The 17,839-nt window shown below is 64.3% G+C and carries 16 protein-coding genes; 9 read left to right on the top strand and 7 right to left on the bottom strand.

Features of this window, described 5'->3' with window-relative positions:
• Positions 1 to 33: 33 nt before the first annotated feature.
• The 5 genes from E3O11_RS01085 to E3O11_RS01065 form a co-directional block, all read right to left on the bottom strand.
• On the bottom strand, positions 34 to 795 hold the full coding sequence (locus E3O11_RS01085; RefSeq protein ID WP_092448923.1) for a succinate dehydrogenase iron-sulfur subunit: 762 nt from the start codon (positions 793 to 795) through the stop codon (positions 34 to 36).
• Positions 795 to 2,615, bottom strand: a complete 1,821-nt coding sequence (gene sdhA / locus E3O11_RS01080; RefSeq protein WP_092448922.1) for a succinate dehydrogenase flavoprotein subunit — start codon at positions 2,613 to 2,615, stop codon at positions 795 to 797. Before sdhA ends, E3O11_RS01085 begins: the two co-directional genes overlap by 1 nt.
• Before the next feature lie 17 nt (positions 2,616 to 2,632).
• Complete coding sequence (locus E3O11_RS01075) at positions 2,633 to 3,085, bottom strand: succinate dehydrogenase hydrophobic membrane anchor subunit (protein WP_092448921.1); 453 nt, start codon at positions 3,083 to 3,085, stop codon at positions 2,633 to 2,635.
• 12 nt (positions 3,086 to 3,097) lie between these two features.
• Positions 3,098 to 3,511 carry a succinate dehydrogenase, cytochrome b556 subunit gene (gene sdhC / locus E3O11_RS01070; RefSeq protein WP_092448920.1) on the bottom strand — a complete coding sequence of 138 codons (414 nt, stop codon included), beginning with the start codon at positions 3,509 to 3,511 and terminating at the stop codon, positions 3,098 to 3,100.
• A gap of 110 nt (positions 3,512 to 3,621) precedes the next feature.
• Positions 3,622 to 4,794 carry a glycosyltransferase family 4 protein gene (locus E3O11_RS01065; RefSeq protein WP_092448919.1) on the bottom strand — a complete coding sequence of 391 codons (1,173 nt, stop codon included), beginning with the start codon at positions 4,792 to 4,794 and terminating at the stop codon, positions 3,622 to 3,624.
• An 82-nt stretch (positions 4,795 to 4,876) separates the two neighbouring features.
• On the opposite strand from E3O11_RS01065, the gene E3O11_RS01060 reads away from it, so the two are divergent.
• From E3O11_RS01060 to E3O11_RS01020, 9 genes are all read left to right on the top strand, one after another.
• Positions 4,877 to 5,998, top strand: coding sequence for a mannose-1-phosphate guanylyltransferase (locus E3O11_RS01060; RefSeq protein WP_092448918.1), 1,122 nt, complete (start codon positions 4,877 to 4,879; stop codon positions 5,996 to 5,998).
• 44 nt (positions 5,999 to 6,042) lie between these two features.
• Positions 6,043 to 7,104 carry a BMP family lipoprotein gene (locus E3O11_RS01055; RefSeq protein WP_092448917.1) on the top strand — a complete coding sequence of 354 codons (1,062 nt, stop codon included), beginning with the start codon at positions 6,043 to 6,045 and terminating at the stop codon, positions 7,102 to 7,104.
• Between the two features lie 141 nt (positions 7,105 to 7,245).
• Positions 7,246 to 8,352, top strand: a complete 1,107-nt coding sequence (locus E3O11_RS01050; protein ID WP_092448916.1) for a BMP family lipoprotein — start codon at positions 7,246 to 7,248, stop codon at positions 8,350 to 8,352.
• A 98-nt stretch (positions 8,353 to 8,450) separates the two neighbouring features.
• A complete protein-coding gene (locus tag E3O11_RS01045; RefSeq protein WP_092448915.1) occupies positions 8,451 to 9,971 on the top strand; it encodes an ABC transporter ATP-binding protein in 1,521 nt (506 codons plus the stop codon).
• The gene (locus tag E3O11_RS01040) at positions 9,968 to 11,239 is read left to right on the top strand and encodes an ABC transporter permease (protein ID WP_233195452.1); all 1,272 of its coding nucleotides are present in this window, start codon (positions 9,968 to 9,970) and stop codon (positions 11,237 to 11,239) included. The genes E3O11_RS01045 and E3O11_RS01040 overlap by 4 nt, the downstream gene beginning before the upstream one ends.
• Positions 11,236 to 12,528: an ABC transporter permease gene (locus E3O11_RS01035; protein WP_092448914.1), complete on the top strand. Its 1,293-nt coding sequence runs from the start codon at positions 11,236 to 11,238 to the stop codon at positions 12,526 to 12,528. The genes E3O11_RS01040 and E3O11_RS01035 overlap by 4 nt, the downstream gene beginning before the upstream one ends.
• A 5-nt stretch (positions 12,529 to 12,533) precedes the next feature.
• On the top strand, positions 12,534 to 12,947 hold the full coding sequence (locus E3O11_RS01030; RefSeq protein WP_092448981.1) for a cytidine deaminase: 414 nt from the start codon (positions 12,534 to 12,536) through the stop codon (positions 12,945 to 12,947).
• A 67-nt stretch (positions 12,948 to 13,014) separates the two neighbouring features.
• Positions 13,015 to 14,319: a thymidine phosphorylase gene (locus tag E3O11_RS01025; RefSeq protein ID WP_092448913.1), complete on the top strand. Its 1,305-nt coding sequence runs from the start codon at positions 13,015 to 13,017 to the stop codon at positions 14,317 to 14,319.
• 456 nt (positions 14,320 to 14,775) lie between these two features.
• Entirely contained in the window at positions 14,776 to 15,762 is a 987-nt protein-coding gene (locus tag E3O11_RS01020) for an aldo/keto reductase (protein ID WP_092448912.1), read from the top strand.
• 23 nt (positions 15,763 to 15,785) lie between these two features.
• Here the strand turns inward: E3O11_RS01020 and E3O11_RS01015 are convergent, their stop codons facing one another.
• Both E3O11_RS01015 and E3O11_RS01010 read right to left on the bottom strand, forming a co-directional pair.
• On the bottom strand, positions 15,786 to 16,601 hold the full coding sequence (locus tag E3O11_RS01015) for an aldo/keto reductase (RefSeq protein ID WP_092448911.1): 816 nt from the start codon (positions 16,599 to 16,601) through the stop codon (positions 15,786 to 15,788).
• Positions 16,602 to 16,610: 9 nt separating this feature from the next.
• On the bottom strand, positions 16,611 to 17,819 hold the full coding sequence (locus E3O11_RS01010; protein WP_092448910.1) for an MFS transporter: 1,209 nt from the start codon (positions 17,817 to 17,819) through the stop codon (positions 16,611 to 16,613).
• Positions 17,820 to 17,839 lie beyond the last annotated feature (20 nt).

The raw sequence follows: 17,839 nt of genomic DNA, 5'->3' as shown, positions 1-17,839 counted from the left end.
AGTGACGGGGGTGTCTTTCCTATAAGAAGGCAGTTAAGCCTTGCCGCGCATGATGGCCTGCTTGACCTCGGCGATAGCCTGGGTCACCTGGATGCCGCGAGGGCAGGCATCCGTGCAGTTGAAGGTCGTGCGGCAACGCCACACGCCCTCTTTGTCATTGAGGATGTCGAGGCGCACCTGGGCGCCATCGTCCCGCGAATCGAAGATGAAGCGGTGGGCGTTCACGATGGCGGCTGGGCCGAAGTACTGGCCGTCGGTCCAGAACACCGGGCAGGCCGAGGTGCAGGCGGCGCAGAGAATACATTTCGTCGTGTCGTCGAAGCGCGCGCGCTGGGCGACGGTCTGAATGCGTTCCTTGCCCTTGACCGGGGTGACGCTGTTCATGAGGAACGGCTGCACCTCTTTGAACGACGCGAAGAACGGCTCCATGTCAACGATGAGGTCCTTCTCCAGCGGAAGGCCCTTGATGGCCTCCACGTAGATCGGCTTCGTGACGTCGAGGTCCTTCATGAGCGTCTTGCAGGCCAGGCGGTTGCGGCCGTTGATGCGCATCGCATCCGAACCGCAGACCCCGTGCGCGCAGGAACGACGGAAGGTCAGTGAACCATCCTGCTCCCACTTGATCTTATGCAGCGCGTCGAGCACCCGGTCGGTCGGGTAGAGCTGCACGTCGAAGTCCTGCCAGTGCGGTTCGTCGTCGACCTCGGGGTTGAACCGACGCACGATTATCGTGGCGGTGAACGACTTGATCTCTTCGGGAACGATGGGCTTGTTGTCGATCGTGGCGGTACTCACTAGTACTTCCTCTCCATCGGCTGGTAACGGGTGATGACAACCGGTTTCCAGTCGAGTTTGATGTGGTCGGCGGCGTCCGCCGACATCGCGTCACCCTTGAGGTACGCCATGGTGTGCTTCAGATAATTCTCGTCATCGCGAACGAGGTAATCTTCACGCTGGTGGCCGCCGCGGCTTTCCTTGCGGTTGCGGGCGGAATAGACGACAACTTCGGCCAGGTCGAGCAGAAAGCCGAGTTCGACGGCCTCGAGCAGGTCGGTATTGAAGCGGCGGCCCTTGTCCTGCACACCGATGTTCTTGTAGCGCTGACGCAGCAGGTGGATGGTCTCGGTGACCTCGGCCAGGGACTCGTCGGTGCGGAACACCTGAGCCTTCTTGTCCATCTCCTCCTGCAGAATCTTGCGCAGCACGGCGATGCGTTCGGTTCCGGTCGATGAACGGATGCCTTCCAGCAGTTCGCGCACTTCCCCGGCCGGGTCTGTCGGCAGCGGAACGAATGACGCCGTCTTCACATACTCGACCGCATTGATACCGGCGCGCTTGCCGAACACGTTGATGTCTAGCAGCGAGTTGGTGCCGAGGCGGTTGGAGCCGTGCACCGAGACGCAGGCGCATTCGCCGGCGGCGTACAGCCCGGGGACGACGACCTCGTTGTTGCGCCAGACTTCGGCCTTCACATTGGTCGGGATGCCGCCCATCGCGTAGTGCGCGGTCGGCATGACCGGGACAGGCTCGGTGACCGGGTCGACGCCGAGGTACGTGCGGGCGAACTCGGTGATGTCGGGCAGCTTGGTCTCGAGCAGTTCCTTGCCGAGGTGGGTGCAATCCAGGTAGAGGTAGTCCTTCTCCGGACCGGCACCGCGACCCTCCGCGACCTCCTTGAGCATACAGCGTGAGACGATGTCACGCGGGGCGAGGTCCTTGATGGTCGGCGCGTAGCGTTCCATGAAGCGTTCACCGGAGGCGTTGCGGAGGATTGCTCCCTCACCGCGGGCGCCCTCGGTAAGGAGGATGCCCAGCCCGGCCAGGCCGGTCGGGTGGAACTGGAAGAACTCCATGTCCTCCAGCGGCAGGCCCTTGCGCCAGACGATACCGACGCCGTCACCGGTGAGGGTGTGGGCGTTCGAGGTGGTTTTGTAGATCTTTCCGAAACCACCGGTGGCGAAAATGAACGCCTTGCCCTGGAACACGTGCAGCTCGCCGCTCGACAGGTCGAGGGCGACCACGGCCGACGGCTGGTCGACGCCGTCGACGTTGGTCATGACGAGGTCCAGCACGTAGTACTCGTTGAAGAAGTTGATGCCGCGCTTGACGCAGTTCTGGTACAGCGTCTGCAGAATCATGTGGCCGGTGCGGTCCGCGGCGTAGCAGGCCCGGCGCACCGGGCTCTTGCCGTGGTCGCGGGTGTGGCCACCGAAACGCCGCTGGTCGATCTTGCCCTCTGGGGTGCGGTTGAACGGCAGGCCCATGTTCTCGAGGTCGATGACCGCGTCGATGGCTTCCTTGGCCAGGATCTCGGCGGCATCCTGGTCAACCAGGTAGTCGCCACCCTTGATCGTGTCGAAGGTGTGCCATTCCCAGTTGTCTTCCTCGACGTTGGCCAGCGCCGCGGCCATGCCGCCCTGGGCCGCACCGGTGTGCGAACGCGTCGGGTAGAGCTTGGAGATGACAGCCGTGCTGGCATGGGGGCCGGCTTCGATGGCGGCGCGCATGCCAGCTCCACCCGCTCCCACAATGACGATGTCGTGCTGGTGGTAGTGCACACCGTCTACGACGGTGGACTCCGGGTTTGCGCCGGCGGGTGCTGTGGAGGATGTCATTTTTTTGTGTGCAGCTCCTATAGGGACTTACAGAACGAGGCCACGAGGTCGGCAGGCGCACCGGCGGGGCAGGGATCGAAGGTGAACACCACGAGGGTGCCCAGCACGATCAGCGAAACAACACTGACCAGGATCGCGACTTTCAGGATGCCGCGGCTGATCCGTGACGTCGCGTAGTCATTGACGAGGGTGCGCATGCCGTTGCCGCCGTGAATTAGGGCGAGCCACAGCATGATGATGTCCCAGACCATCCAGAACGGGTTGGTCAGTTTACCGGCGACGAACGCGAAGTTCAGGGCGCTGACGCCCTCACCGATCATGAGGTTGACGAACAGGTGGCCGAAGATGAGCACGACCAGCACGACGCCGGAAACGCGCATGTAGATCCAGCCCCACTTTTCCCAGTTGACGCCGCTCTTCCTGGTAGAACGGGTGTACGGGCTGCGGGGAGCTTCGATTGTTGAAGTCATGTCGATCGCCCCCTAGTGGCTGAACACGTTGATGAGGTGGCGCGGCACGAAGGCCAGCATGGTGACGACCCACAGGCCGATGACGACGTAGAACAGTACGCGCTGGTACTTGGCGTTCCAGAAGTCGATCAGAATGATGCGCAGCCCGTTGAAGGCGTGGAACACGATGGCGCCGACGAGTGCGACCTCACCGAGACCCATGATCGGCGTCTGGTACTGCCCGATGACCGCGTTGTACGCTTCGGGGCTGACCCGCACGAGTGCCGTGTCGAGAATATGGACGAGCAGAAAGAAGAAGATCGCGACACCGGTGATGCGGTGTAAGACCCAAGACCACATGCCCGTGTTACCCCGATACAGGGTGCCGGCGGGGCGACGTGATGTCGTCTTCTGCTGAGAATCTAGGGTTCCTGCCTTCTGTGGCATGAACAACCCTCCCTGGCTGAATTATGGCTCTTTAGTGAGACCGAGAATGTGCTGTGAGCACATAGCGTTAGTCTACAAGTGCGCCGCCACATCGTGCCGGTTAGGTTACCCTAACGCTGCATAGACGGGGGTACATGCGTGTGGGCCCGCACCGCACGACGCTCGTCAATGGCTTGTTCGTAGTAATCGACCAGGTCCGCGCAGACCGTCGGCCAGGAGCGTCCGAGCACGGCGCGGCGCCCGGCTTCCCCCATGCGCGCCCGCAGCGCCGGGTCGCCGACCAGCTGAGATACCCAGTGTCTCAGGTCCCGGTCGTCGTCCGGCCGAAACAGGTAGCCGTTTTCTCCGTGGGCGACCAGGTCGATCGGCCCACCGGCGTAGGGCGCGACCACCGGCAGCCCGGCGGCGTGGGCCTCTTGGATGGTTTGCCCGAAGGTCTCTTCGGTACCGGCATGCACGAACAGGTCGAAGCTCGCGTAGGCAACGGCCAGCTCTGCGCCCGAGAGCCGGCCCAGCCAGGTCACGGACATGCCGGCCAGCGCTCGACCTATAGACGGTACGCTCGGCCCGTCACCGACCAGCGCCAAACGGATGCCCGGCAGCCCGCGCAGGGCGCGCAACCGCTCGACCTGTTTCTCCGGAGCCATCCGACCGACGTAGCCGACGATCACGTCGCGCCGTGCGCCGATGGGGGGCGTTGGCGAAATGCGTTCGCGCAGCGCCGCGACGGCCGGGTCGTTCTTGACGTTCGGGTGGAACCCGTTGAGGTCAACGCCACGGGTCCACATCGCCAGGCGTGGTACGCCGAGCCGCAGCAGGGCGGCCATCGACGACGACGACGGCACCAAAGTTCGAGTGGCGCCCTCGTGCACCCACTTCACGAAGCGCCAGGCGAGCGCGGTGGCCGGGCCGAGGTGATTGCGGTGGGCGTAACCGGCGACATCCGTTTGAAAAATCGCGACCGAGGGAATGTCGAGCCGATTCGCGGCGCTGATGCCCTGTGCTCCGAGCAGAAAGGGGGAGGCCGCGTGCAGCACGTCCGGCCGAAAATCGGCGAGCAGTTTCTGCACCTGGGGACTGGGGATACCGACCGGAAACTGGCGGTAGTTGAGCGCTGAAACGGTGTGCACGGGAAAGCCCGCGTATTCCGCCGGGGCGCCGTAGGGTGCGATCACCATAGCCTCGTGCCCGGTGGCCGCGAGGTGCTCGAGCACCTTGCAGACGCTCGTGGTCACCCCGCTGATGGTGGGGAGGAAACTTTCGCTGATGACTGCGATCCGCATGGTTCGAAAGTAGGCCGCGGGCGTTGCCGTCGGGTGGCCGGTGGGTGAACAGTCGTAGCGACCTCAGCGATAGTCTGGGGCGATGATTACGTCCAGTGAGCCCCTCGATCGCCTGTACAGCGTGATCCCCGCCGGCGGCATCGGTTCCCGGCTTTGGCCGCTGTCACGAGCGGATGCCCCGAAATTTCTGCATGACCTCACCGGTTCCGGTCATACCCTGCTGCGCGATACCTGGGATCGCCTCGTTCCGCTCTCCACGGAGCAGCGCATCATGGTCGTCACCGGGCGCGCCCACCGCGCCGCCGTCGAGCTGCAGCTGCCCGAACTGACCGACCCGAATGTTGTGCTGGAGAGCGAACCGCGCGACTCGACCGCTGCGATCGGCCTCGCGGCCGCGATTTTGCAGCTGCGCGAACCCGGCGTCATCATCGGGTCGTTTCCGGCTGACCACGTCATCAAGGGCGATGCCCAGTTCCGGTCGGCTGTGACCGAGGCTGTCGCCGCGGCGGACGCCGGTTACATCGTCACCATCGGCATTCAGCCGACCGAGGCTGCAATCGGCTTCGGCTATATCAAGAGCGCAGCCTCGCTCGATATTGAAGGTGCGTCGACCGCTCTCGCCGTCGACTCCTTCGTGGAGAAGCCCAGCCCCTATATCGCCGAAGGCTATCTCGCCGACGGCAACTACCTCTGGAACGCCGGCATCTTCATTGCCCGCGCCGACCGGTTGCTCGCGGAAATCGAAGCGGCAGAGCCGGAACTGCACGCCGGCCTCATACAACTCGCCGAGGCCTGGGACACACCGGCCCGCGGCGCCGTCGTCGACCAGGTCTGGCCACGCCTGAAGAAGATCGCCATCGACTACTCGGTGGCCGAACCCGCCGCCGCCGCCGGCAAACTCGTCGTCATTCCCGGCCAGTTCGACTGGGACGACGTGGGCGACTTCGCCTCGATCGCCAAGCTGCACTCCGGCGGACGCAAAGCCAACCTCGCCATCCTGGGTGAGGGTGCCCGGGTGCTCGCCGACTCGTCGAGCGGCATCGTGGTCAGCCACACCGGGCGCATGATCGCGCTGATCGGCGTCGAGGACATCGTCGTCGTCGACACCCCCGACGCCCTGCTGGTGACGACGAGTGCCAATGCCCAGAAGGTCAAGGCGGTCGTCGACGCGCTCAAGCTGTCGGGTTCGAGCGACGTGCTCTAGGCCCAACCTGACTAGAATTCCAGTTCATGCTAGAGGAAGTGTCTATGCGCCGCTTGATTGCCGTTTTTGCCCTCGTGTCATCCGCTGTGCTGCTGGTCGGCTGCGCGCCCGCACCGACACCGACCGCGACACCGGATGTGACGGAGCCGGAGTACTGCGCGCGCATGGTCACAAACTCGGGCGGTCTCGACGACCGCTCCTTCAACCAGTCCACCTGGGAGGGGCTGCAGGAAGCGGCGACGAAGTACAACATTGACACCGACGCGATCGTGTCGACGGCGGAGACCGACCTCGCACCGAACGTGAGCCAGGCCGTAGCGACCGGATGCCAGTTCGTGCTCACCGTCGGTTTCGAGCTCGCCGATGCGACCCTCGCCGAAGCCACCAAAAATCCCGACGTGCACTTTGCGATCGTTGACGAGTTCGTTGACGCGCCGAACGTGAAGCCGATCGTGTTTGATACCGCCCAGGCCTCGTTCCTAGCCGGGTACCTCGCGGCCGGCGTCACCAAAACCGGCAAGGTTGGAACATTCGGCGGCGGCAACCAGCCACCGGTCACGCTGTTCATGGACGGTTTCGTCGATGGTGTAGCCATGTACAACGACAAGCACGAGACGACGGTTGAGGTACTCGGCTGGAACAAGGACACCCAGGACGGCTCCTTCACCGGCGACTTTGAGGACGTGAACAAGGGCAAGTCGTTGACCCAGACGCTGATCGATCAGGGCGCGGACATCATTCTGCCGGTGGCCGGTCAGGTCGGCCAGGGCGCGGCGGCCGCTGCCATCGAGAACCCGGGCGTATCGATCATCTGGGTCGACAGCGACGGGTATGTCACCCTGCCGGCCCAGTTTCAGTCGGTCGTGCTCACCAGCGTGCTGAAAAACACGTCAGCGGCGGTCGTCGAGACGATCGGGGCTGACCTCGAGGGCAGCTTTGACAACGAGGCCTTCGTCGGCACGCTCAAGAACGGCGGCGTCGAGATCGCCGATTTCCACGATCAGTCCGCCCTGGTCTCAGCCGAATTGGTGGACGAACTCGAACAGATTCGTGCCGCGATTATAGCGGGGATCATCACAGTGACCGGCCCCAGTTCACCCCAATAGGGAAAATTTGTTTCGCCAATGTCGCGGCTTGGTAACGACTCGGTCGCGCACGCACAATGCTCATCTGCGCAGCGTCTCATTGGGTAACGTGGATCGCACCACGCCCGTGCGATCTCGCTGGGCAGCACCCTGGAGGTCATCTTGACAATTTCGACCCGTAAGACCGTACTTGCCGGTCTTGCAATGTTCGGTACCGTGGCGATGCTCGCCGCTTGTGCTCAGGCACCCGCAACGACCGACGACACCAGCTCCGCCGCCGCGAGCGACTTTCTGCCCTGCATGGTGTCGGACGCCGGTGGATTCGACGACAAGTCGTTCAACCAGCTCGGCTTCGAGGGCCTCACTGAGGCTGCGGCCGAACTCAGTGTGACGCCGAAAACCGTGGAGTCAACGTCCGAGACCGACTACCAGTCCAACGTGCAGAACCTTGTCGACCAGGGCTGCAACCTCATCGTGACCGTCGGATTCAACCTCGCCGCGGCGACCGTTGAGTCTGCCTTGGCTAACCCCGAAGTCAACTTCGCCATCATTGACAATGATGCCGACCTCGACTTCGACGGCAAGGTCGACGCCCCGAACATCAAGCCGATCATCTTCGACACCGCCCCGGCCGCCTTCATGGCCGGCTATGCGGCAGCCGGCTACAGCAAGACCGGCGTCGTTGGAACCTACGGCGGAATGCAATTTCCGACCGTCACCATCTTCATGGATGGCTTCGCTGACGGCGTTGCGTACTACAACGAGCAGAACGGCACCTCCGTCAAGACCATCGGCTGGGACGTCGCCTCGCAGACCGGTTCTTTCACGGGTGGCTTCGCCGCCGGCGTCGAATCGCTTGCCAATGCGCAAGGCCTCATCGACCAGAATGCCGACGTGCTGCTGCCCGTTGGTGGACCGATCTTTTTGAGCGCGATTGAAGCGATCAAGAGCTCGGGCAAGGACATCGCCATGTTGGGCGTTGACGCTGACCTCTATGAGACCGACGCGACGAACAAGAGCCTGTTCCTCACCAGCATCCTCAAGGGGATCAAGGTCAGCGTCTTCGACGTCGTTTCCGGCGCGGCCGACGACACCTTCGACGCCACCCCGTACATCGGAACTCTGGACAACGACGGCGTGGGCATTGCCTCGTTCCACGACTTCGAATCCAAGGTCCCCGCGACCCTGGCCGACGAGCTCGACGCCATCAGAGCAGGAATCATCGACGGTTCGATCACGGTCGAATCGCCTTCCTCGCCGAAGCAGTAATACGCTGTAGTGACCTGGGGAGGCCGGATTGTCGGCCTCCCCATTTCAGTTCCCCCGCGCTTTTCCCCCGTCGCGCTCGACCCAGGAATTCAGGATCAATGAAGCTCGAACTTCGAGGCATCACAAAGCGCTTTGGTGCGCTGGTCGCCAACAACAACATTTCGCTCGTCGTCGAGTCGGGTGAAATTCATGCCCTCCTGGGCGAGAACGGCGCTGGTAAGTCCACGCTCATGAACGTGCTGTATGGCCTGTACGTCGCCGAAGAGGGCGAGGTCCTGCTCGATAACGTGGTGCAGAAATTCGCCGGGCCGGGCGACGCCATGAAAGCCGGGATCGGTATGGTGCACCAGCATTTCATGCTCGTTCCGGTGTTCACCGTTGCTGAGAATGTCGTTCTCGGCCACGAACAGACCACCTTCGGCGGCCGCCTCGACCTCAGTGCGGCCCGAGCCAAGGTGCGGGAGATCTCTGACCGGTTCGGCTTCGACATCGACCCGGATGCCGTCATTGAAGACCTGCCGGTCGGCGTGCAGCAGCGCGTCGAGATCATCAAGGCACTGTCCCAGGACGCCAAGGTGCTGGTGTTCGACGAACCGACGGCGGTGCTCACCCCGCAGGAGACCGATGAGCTCATGACCATCATGCGCCAGCTCGCCGAGTCTGGCACCTCGATCGTGTTCATCACGCACAAACTGCGGGAGGTGCGCGCCGTCGCGGACCGTATCACGGTCATCCGCTTGGGAACCGTCGTCGGTGAGGCGTCGCCGGCCGCGACTAACGCGGAGTTGGCCTCGCTCATGGTCGGGCGCGCTGTCGAGTTGACCGTACACAAGAACGCGCCAGAGTTGCGTGGAACCGCCCTGTCGGTGAAAAACCTCTCGGTGATCGATGCCCGCAACCAGATCGTCGTCAACAACGTGAGCTTCGACGTCCAGGCTGGTGAAGTACTTGCCATCGCCGGCGTCCAAGGCAACGGCCAAACCGAACTCACCGAAGCGCTGCTTGGACTACAGCAGCACGTCACCGGGTCGATCCAACTCGACGGCAAGCCGTTGCGCGGCTACAGCGTGCGGCACATCCTCGATTCCGGAGTCGGTTTCGTGCCCGAAGACCGCACCGAAGACGGCCTCATCGCCGACTTCAGCATCGCCGAGAATCTCATGCTCGACCGCAGCTCCGGAGCGCCGTTCGTGAAGGCGGGCAACCTGCAGCTGGGGTTTCGAGCGAGGTTCGCCGCCGAGAAAATTGCGGAGTTCGACATTCGATCGCAGGGCAGCGATATGGAGGCCGGACGGCTCTCGGGTGGTAACCAGCAGAAGGTCGTGCTCGCTCGTGAACTGAGCCGTGATCTGCGTTTGTTCGTTGCGGCCCAGCCGACCCGCGGTCTTGACGTGGGTTCGATCGAATTCGTGCACACCCGCATTATCGAAACTCGCGACTCCGGAATTCCGGTCATCGTGGTATCCACCGAGCTCGACGAGGTCGTCGCTCTCGCAGACCGCATCGCGGTGATGTATCGAGGAGAGATCGTTGGAATCGTGCCAGGCAACACCCCCCGCGCCACGCTCGGCCTCATGATGGCCGGCGAGCACGCTCCGGAGATGGAGGGCGCGCTGTGAGCGACGCCACCGTACCGGCGGCTCCGGTCGCTCCCGGGTCCGGCGAGGGAAGGAAGGATGGGTCCGAGCGCTGGAACCAAACCCTGCGCGACATCACCGGCGGCAGCGCCATGATCTCTGTACTGGCCGTCCTCGTCGCTCTCGTGGTTGGGGCGATTCTGATCGCGTTCACCAACGAACGCGTGCAGGAGACGGCCGGATATTTCTTCTCCCGACCGACCGACCTGCTGCAGGCTGTCTGGGACTCCGTCGCGGGCGCCTATTCCGCGCTGTTCCAGGGGGCAATCTACAACTTCCGGGCGAGCAGCTTTCTCACCGCGATTCGCCCGCTGACCGAGACACTCACCTTTGCGACGCCGCTGATCGCGGCCGGGCTCGGTGTGGGGCTCGCTTTTCGCGTGGGCATGTTTAACATCGGTGGTCGTGGGCAGATGCTCATCGCCGCTGGGGCCGCTGGCTGGGTCGCTTTCGCGGTTGAGCTGCCAGCCGGTATCCACTTGATCGTCGCCGTTCTGGCCGGCCTGCTTGGTGGGGCTATCTGGGGCGGCATCGTGGGCTTGCTCAAGGCTCGTACCGGTGCCCACGAGGTGATCGTCACGATCATGCTCAACTTCGTCGCGCTGTACCTGATTCAGTTCCTGCTGCGCACCCCCGGTGCGCTGCAGGCGCCTGGCAGTAACAACCCGAAGACACCGGCCATGGCAGCGACCGCGGTGTTCCCCGATCTGTTCGGGCCGCGCTACAACCTGCACGCCGGTTTTCTCACCGTCATCGCGGCCACCATCTTCGTCTGGTGGCTACTCAGCCGCTCAAACCTCGGGTTTCAGTTTCGTGCCGTCGGGCAGAACCCCGGCGCAGCCAGGGTCGCCGGCATCAACGTGAAGAACGTCTACTTCTACGCCATGGCCATCTCGGGAGCGCTCGTCGGCCTGGCCGGCGTCAACCAGGTGCTGGGGACCCTGACCACGGGCTTCAGTTCCGGAATCGACGCCGGCATCGGCTTCGACGCCATCACCGTCGCCCTGCTCGGTCGTTCAAAGCCCTGGGGTATCTTCGCCGCCGGCATTCTCTTTGGTGCGTTCAAGGCCGGCGGGTTCGCCATGCAGGCGGCTGAGGGTGTGCCAATCGACATCGTCGTCGTCGTGCAGGCGCTGATCGTGCTGTTCATCGCCGCGCCGCCGCTGGTGCGTGCCATGTTCCACCTTCCGACACCGGGCACCACCAAGAAACCCAGGATTCGCAAGACCAACGAGGTGGTGGCGAAATGAGCACGATCACACAGACCCCCACTCCGGCTTCGGCCCCGATCGTGAAGCTGACGGCGCAGATTCGCAGCTGGAAGATTCCGATCACCTTCGGCGGATTTGCCGCGCTGTCGCTGATCCTGTTCGTGTTCCTCGGACGCGGCCAGCGCGGTGAGCTGAGCACGTTCCGCCTCTCGGAAGCGCGCGACCTGATCCAATTGCCAGAGGTGGCCCTGCCAACCTTGGCTACCGGAGTGTTCGTGGCCATCGCGCTCGTGCTCATGGCTGTGGCGTCGGCCTGGCTGGTCTATCGTCACACCAAGATCCCGATCGTTTTGACCATCCTGTTCGCGTTGCTATTCCTGGTGGGCTTTCTGGCCTGGGCGGCATCGGGTTCGACCATTCCGGTGCCCGGACTGCTGATTGGAACGGTCACCCTGAGCGCCCCACTCATCTTCGGTGCCCTCGGCGGGGTGCTGTCCGAACGCGCCGGCGTCGTCAATGTGGCCATCGAGGCGCAGCTCCTGGCCGGAGCCTTCAGCTCCGCGGTCGTCGCATCCGCCACGGGGAACCCCTACCTCGGCCTGCTTGCGGCGATGGTGGCTGGGGCGCTCGTCTCCATGGTGCTGGCCGGGTTCGCGCTCAAGTACCTCGTCGACCAGGTCATCGTCGGTGTCGTGCTCAACGTTCTCGTGATCGGGCTCACCAGCTTTTTGTACTCGCAGGTGCTCGCACCCAGCGCCACCCTCAACTCACCGGACGTCTTTCCCCGGCTGAACATTCCGTTGCTCAGCGAAATCCCCATCATTGGCCCGGTGCTGTTTCGCCAGACCATCATCGTCTACGCCATGTACGTTGCGGTCGCGCTCGTGTTCTTTGCCCTGTTTCGCACCAAGTGGGGCCTGCGCGTGCGCGCCGTGGGTGAACATCCACAGGCCGCCGATACGGTTGGCATCAACGTCAACCGCACTCGCTTCATTGCCGTCACCCTCGGCGGTGTCATCTCGGGCTTCGGCGGGGCGTACTTCACCCTCGGCGCGGTCGGTGCGTTCAACAAGGAGATGACCAACGGCATGGGCTTCATCGCCCTCGCCGCGGTGATCTTCGGCCAGTGGCATCCGATCAAGGCGACCCTCGCAGCGCTTCTGTTCGGATTCGCGACGAACCTGCAGAACGTACTGGGCATCATCGGCTCGCCGGTACCGAGCGAATTCATGCTCATGCTGCCCTACGTCGTGACGATCTTCGCCGTTGCCGGGTTCGTCGGCCGCTCAAGGGCACCCGCCGCTGACGGAAAGCCGTACATCAAGTGAGTGATGTGAGCATCGACTGGCCGCTGCTGCGCGCGCAAGCCCTCGCCGCTATGGCCACAGCTTATGTGCCGTACTCGAAGTTTCCGGTCGGCGTCGCGGCGCTCGTCGATGACGGGCGAGTGATCAGCGGATGCAACGTGGAGAATGCCTCCTACGGCCTCACCCTCTGCGCGGAGTGCGGCCTGGTCTCCGCGCTGCACCTCAGTGGTGGCGGCCAGCTCGTCGCGTTCACCTGTGTCGACGGAAATGGCGGCATCCTCATGCCGTGCGGCCGCTGCCGCCAGTTGCTCTACGAACACTCCGCGCCGGGCATGCTGCTCGAAACGGTCTCCGGCGTCAAAACCATCGACGAGGTGCTGCCGGATGCCTTCGGGCCGCGCCAACTCGCCGACTATCGCGCCAGCGCAGCTTCGTCGTAGCCGTTGGGCTCGTTCAGCCCGGTCGTGAGGATTTTCCATTGTGTAATCAGCTCTGAAGGAGTGCACCATGAGCACCATCGAAGCGTTTGACGCCGTCGACCTAATTCACACCAAGCGCGACCGCGGCGAGCTGACCACACCGCAAATTGACTGGCTGATCGACGCGTACACCCGTGGCTACGTCGGCGACGAGCAGATGGCCGCCATGACCATGGCGATCTTTCTGAACGGCATGAGCCGCAGCGAGATTCGGGCTCTGACCATGGCAATGCTCGCGAGCGGTGAGCGGATGAGCTTCGACGGCCTCGGCAAGCCGACCACCGATAAGCACTCCACCGGAGGCGTCGGTGACAAGATCACGCTGCCCCTGATGCCGCTCGTCGCCGTCTTCGGCGCGGCCGTGCCGCAGCTGTCCGGCCGTGGCCTCGGTCACACGGGCGGAACGCTCGACAAGCTCGAGTCGATTCCGGGCTGGCGCGCCAACCTGAGCAACGCCGAAATGCTTCAGCAGCTGCAGGAGCTCGGCGGCGTGGTCTGCGCGGCCGGCAGCGGCCTGGCGCCGGCCGACGGCAAGCTCTACGCCCTGCGTGACATCACCGGAACGGTCGAGGCGATCCCGCTGATCGCATCGTCGATCATGTCGAAGAAGATCGCCGAGGGTACTCAGGCCCTCGTACTCGACGTTAAGTTCGGCTCGGGCGCCTTTCTCCAGGACATCGAGCGGTCGCGGGAATTGGCCCGCACGATGGTCGAGCTGGGCGAGGATGCCGGGGTGGCGACATCCGCAATGCTGACCAATATGAACGTTCCGCTTGGGTTTGCCATCGGCAATGCCAACGAGGTGCGCGAATCGGTGGAGGTGCTCGCCGGCGGCGGGCCCGCCGACGTGGTTGAACTCACCGTGGCGCTGGCCGAGGAGATGCTCTCGCTCGCCGGAATCACCGGTGTCGATGTGGGCGCGGCTCTGAAGGATGGCCGAGCCATGGACAAATGGCGGGCCGTGATTCGCGCGCAGGGTGGCGACCCGGATGCCGCGTTGCCGGTCGCGCGCGAGACTCACGTTGTGCTCGCCGAGCGGAGCGGCGTGCTGGTGGAACAGCAGGCGCTGCCTTTTGGTATCGGTGCCTGGCGACTCGGTGCCGGGCGCGCCCGTAAGCAGGATCCGGTGCAGCATGCCGCCGGAATCGACCTGCACGCCAAGCCCGGCGACACCGTGGTGAAGGGCCAGCCGCTGTTCACGCTGAGCGCCGACGAGCCCGCCCGGTTCGCCCGTGCGCTCGAGGCCGTTGAGGGTGCCTGGCGCATCGGCGACGTGGGGGAGCCCGTGCAGGATGGCGGTTCGCTAATCGCGGAGCGGATCGGGAGTCGCTAGCAGCGTCCGCTCGACACATATGGGGGGGCTCGCCACACGAGTCTCAGGGTGTGAGGTGCCATCTTTGGCCCCTTGGTATTTTGTGAGGTGCCACTATTGGCCCCTCGACGAGCCCCTTGACGAGCGTTTATGGGGCTAAAGGTGGCACCTCGCGTGGGGAGGTGAGGTCGATGGGGCAGAAGGTGGCACCTCAGTTGGTTGACGCGGATCGGACTCTGCAAACAGCCGGGGTCAGCGGACACCGCGCGGCGAATCCTCCGGGATTGAGCAGCGTGGCGGGGCTGCCGGTGCTCGAGCCGATCTCGGCGTGGTGCCAGTTCATGCGGCGCTGCGGTCCAGGGGGTGGCGCCCGTAGGGTTCGCGTTGTCGTGGCGCACCGCGTGTGACCGCGTCACATTGCTTCGCTACGGCCAAATGGTGCGGCAGCGATGTGCGGCGGGTGCCTAAGCTAGGGATATGCAAAAACGCACCCTTGGACGTACCGGCCGCACCGTTTCCGTGATCGGCCTGGGCACCTGGCAGCTGGGCGCCGACTGGGGCGCCGTTTCTGACGCCGACGCGACCGGCGTGCTGGCTGCATCCGCTGATGCCGGCATCACCTTTTTTGACACAGCGGATGTCTACGGTGACGGCCGCAGCGAGCGACTGATCGGGAATTTTCTCGCGAATGATGCCCCGGGCGTAGAGATCACGGTCGCCACGAAGATGGGTCGTCGCGCGCAACAGGTGCCGGAGAACTTCGTTCTCGCTAACTTTCGTGAGTGGACCGATCGGTCCAGGGTCAACCTCGGCATGGACACCCTCGACCTGGTGCAGCTGCACTGCCCGCCGAGCGCGGTGTTCGACTCCGGCGAGGTCTACGACGCGCTCGACACCCTCGTCGACGAGGGCGTCATCGCCAATTACGGGGTGAGCGTCGAGACCTGCGACCAGGCCCTCGCCGCTATCAGCCACCCCGGCATCGCCACGGTGCAGATCATCCTGAACGCTTTTCGCCTCAAACCGCTCGACGAGGTGCTGCCGGCCGCACGCGCCGCCGGGGTGGGCATCATCGCCCGGGTTCCGCTGGCCAGCGGGCTGCTGACCGGCAAATACACCGCCGACACGGTCTTCGCCGAGAGCGACCACCGCAACTTCAACCGGGACGGCAGCCACTTCGACGTCGGGGAGACCTTCTCCGGCGTCGACTTCGAGGTGGGCCTGCAGGCCGCCACGGAGTTCGCAGCCCTGGCCCCCGTCGGCCTCACGCCAGCCCAGGCCGCCCTGGCCTGGGTAGCCCAGATCGACGGGGTGAGCGCCGTCATTCCGGGAGCCCGCTCGGTCGCCCAGGCGCAGGGAAACGCGACCGCTGGCGTAGCCGAACCGCTCGACATCGCCTTCAACGAGGGCGTTCAGGACATCTATGACCGGCTCCTGCGGGAGCAGATTCACCCGCGCTGGTAATACGTCGGCCGATCACCTCTAGTTCAGTCGAGGTCGTCGGGGTCCGTGCCGGTGCGCTCGCCGCTTTCGAGCGCCGCAATCTGCGCAAGATCGTCCGGCTCGAGCACAATGTCGAACACGTCGATATTGGCGCGAATGCGCGCCGGGGTGACCGACTTGGGAATGACGATGTTGCCGAGCGCGAGGTGCCAGGCGATCACGATCTGCGCGGCTGATTTGCCGTGCCGGGCGCCGATCGCATCGAGGATCGGGTTGCCGATTGCGCGCCCGCGGGCCAGAGGCGACCACGCTTCGGTACGGATGCCGTGGGCCGCGTCATAAGCGCGAACCTCCGTTTGCGGCAGCCACGGGTGCAACTCCACCTGGTTGAGCACCGGCACGACGTCGGTTTCGGCCAGGAGTCGGTCGAGGTGGTGCGGGTGAAAATTCGAGACCCCGATCGAGTGGGCCCGGCCGTCGGCGCGCAGGGCTTCGAGGGCGCGATAGGTTTCGACGTAGCGGTTCTGCTGCGGTGCCGGCCAGTGGATCAGGTACAGATCGACGTAGTCCAGGCCCAGCTTGGCCAGACTCTCGTCGAAGGCCTTCATCGTTTCGTCGTAGCCGTGGCGGTCATTCCACACCTTGGTCGTGACGAACACGTCCTCCCGGGGCACCCCGGAACGCGCGAGCCCCTGCCCGACGCCGACCTCGTTCTCATAGAGTGCTGCGGTGTCGACGTGACGGTACCCGGCCTCGAGCGCGACCTGCACGGTGTCGGCGGCGATGGCATCCGCTACCTTGTACACCCCGAGACCGAGCTGCGGAATCACGTGGCCGTCATTGAACCTGAGGGAAGTCATCCCTCAATGTTACGAGACCTGCACCTGGATGGGCTCGGTGTCGGGAATGGGGCTGATATCGCGCCCGCGCAGGTCCGGGTGCCAGCGGCGGCCGAGCGCTGGGATGATGCAGCCGAGGCCCGCGAAACCGGCGGCGACGTAGATCGCCGACACCGGGCCGGAATGGTCGATCGAGAACCCGGCGATGGCGGAGCCCATGGCTGCGCCGATCAGCTGGCCGGTACCGACCCAGCCATAGGCTTCGGCGGTGTCGCTGAATTTCACGCTCGCCGAGACGATGCCGAAAAGAACAGCGAAGGCGGGCGCGATGCCGACCCCGGCCAGGAGCAGCGCGAGGGAGAGCCACCAAAAGGTGAGCCACAGGCTGGCCAGAATTAACCCGATGGTGACGATGAGCATGCGGGCGGCGAGGGCCCAAGGGCCGATCGGAGCGTGTCCGAGTGCCAGGCCGCCGATGAGCGAACCGATCGCGAAGATGCCGAGCACCCAGCCGGCGTCGGCGCTGCCGTGGCCGAACACCGCAACCACACCGGCTTCGACCGCGGCGCAGGCGGCAACGAGCGTGAAACCAACGACCGTGCTGAGCAGAACCTCGGGTTTTTTGAGCACAACGCCGAGCTTGCGGCGGCTGCGCGGGATGCGCACCCGGCCTACCTCGGGCAGGGCGACGAACCAGATTCCGCCGGCGACCAGGAAGAATGCGGCGAGCAGGATGCCCGCGGTCGTCGATACCTGCAGCGCCACGAAGGTAGCGATCACCGGGCCGAGCACCCAGATGATCTCCTGCGCCGAGGCATCCAGCGAGAAGAGCGGGGTGAGCTGGCGGGAGTTGACGATTTTGGGGTAAATCGTGCGCACGGCCGGTTGAATCGGCGGGGTGGACAGGCCGGCGACGAATCCGATCAGCATGAGGTTCAGCACCGACAGCGAAATCAGCGCCATCACGATGATCGACACCGCGCAGATGAACATGGTGGCGATAATCACCGGGCGCATACCGAGTCGGCCCATCAGTCGGCTGGTGAGCGGCCCGGCGATGGCCTGACCGATGCTCATGGCACCGAGAACCAGTCCGGCCGCGCCGTAGGAATCAAAGATCCGCTCAATGTGAATGAGAAAAGCGAGGGAGAGCATTCCGAAGGGAAAACGGGCCGTCAACTGCGCAGCGATAAGGCGGGATACGCCGGGCGTGCGCAGAAGGGTCCAGTAGCTTTTCACGATTTCAGTCTACGGCGGGG

The organism is Cryobacterium levicorallinum, from assembly GCF_004402405.1.
GTDB lineage: Bacteria > Actinomycetota > Actinomycetes > Actinomycetales > Microbacteriaceae > Cryobacterium > Cryobacterium levicorallinum.
The sequence above is the reverse complement of the archived record's forward strand: the minus strand, read 5'-3'. Positions and strand labels throughout refer to the sequence as shown.

What these genes read in the sequence shown, in the direction of transcription:
- E3O11_RS01045 (WP_092448915.1), top strand. Translation starts at nt 8,451, where the DNA reads ATGAAGCTCGAACTTCGAGGCATCACAAAGCGCTTTGGTGCGCTGGTC.
- E3O11_RS01065 (WP_092448919.1), bottom strand. Translation starts at nt 4,794, where the DNA reads ATGCGGATCGCAGTCATCAGCGAAAGTTTCCTCCCCACCATCAGCGGG.
- sdhA (WP_092448922.1), bottom strand. Translation starts at nt 2,615, where the DNA reads ATGACATCCTCCACAGCACCCGCCGGCGCAAACCCGGAGTCCACCGTC.
- E3O11_RS01055 (WP_092448917.1), top strand. Translation starts at nt 6,043, where the DNA reads ATGCGCCGCTTGATTGCCGTTTTTGCCCTCGTGTCATCCGCTGTGCTG.
- E3O11_RS01035 (WP_092448914.1), top strand. Translation starts at nt 11,236, where the DNA reads ATGAGCACGATCACACAGACCCCCACTCCGGCTTCGGCCCCGATCGTG.
- E3O11_RS01015 (WP_092448911.1), bottom strand. Translation starts at nt 16,601, where the DNA reads ATGACTTCCCTCAGGTTCAATGACGGCCACGTGATTCCGCAGCTCGGT.
- E3O11_RS01075 (WP_092448921.1), bottom strand. Translation starts at nt 3,085, where the DNA reads ATGACTTCAACAATCGAAGCTCCCCGCAGCCCGTACACCCGTTCTACC.
- sdhC (WP_092448920.1), bottom strand. Translation starts at nt 3,511, where the DNA reads ATGCCACAGAAGGCAGGAACCCTAGATTCTCAGCAGAAGACGACATCA.
- E3O11_RS01020 (WP_092448912.1), top strand. Translation starts at nt 14,776, where the DNA reads ATGCAAAAACGCACCCTTGGACGTACCGGCCGCACCGTTTCCGTGATC.
- E3O11_RS01025 (WP_092448913.1), top strand. Translation starts at nt 13,015, where the DNA reads ATGAGCACCATCGAAGCGTTTGACGCCGTCGACCTAATTCACACCAAG.
- E3O11_RS01060 (WP_092448918.1), top strand. Translation starts at nt 4,877, where the DNA reads ATGATTACGTCCAGTGAGCCCCTCGATCGCCTGTACAGCGTGATCCCC.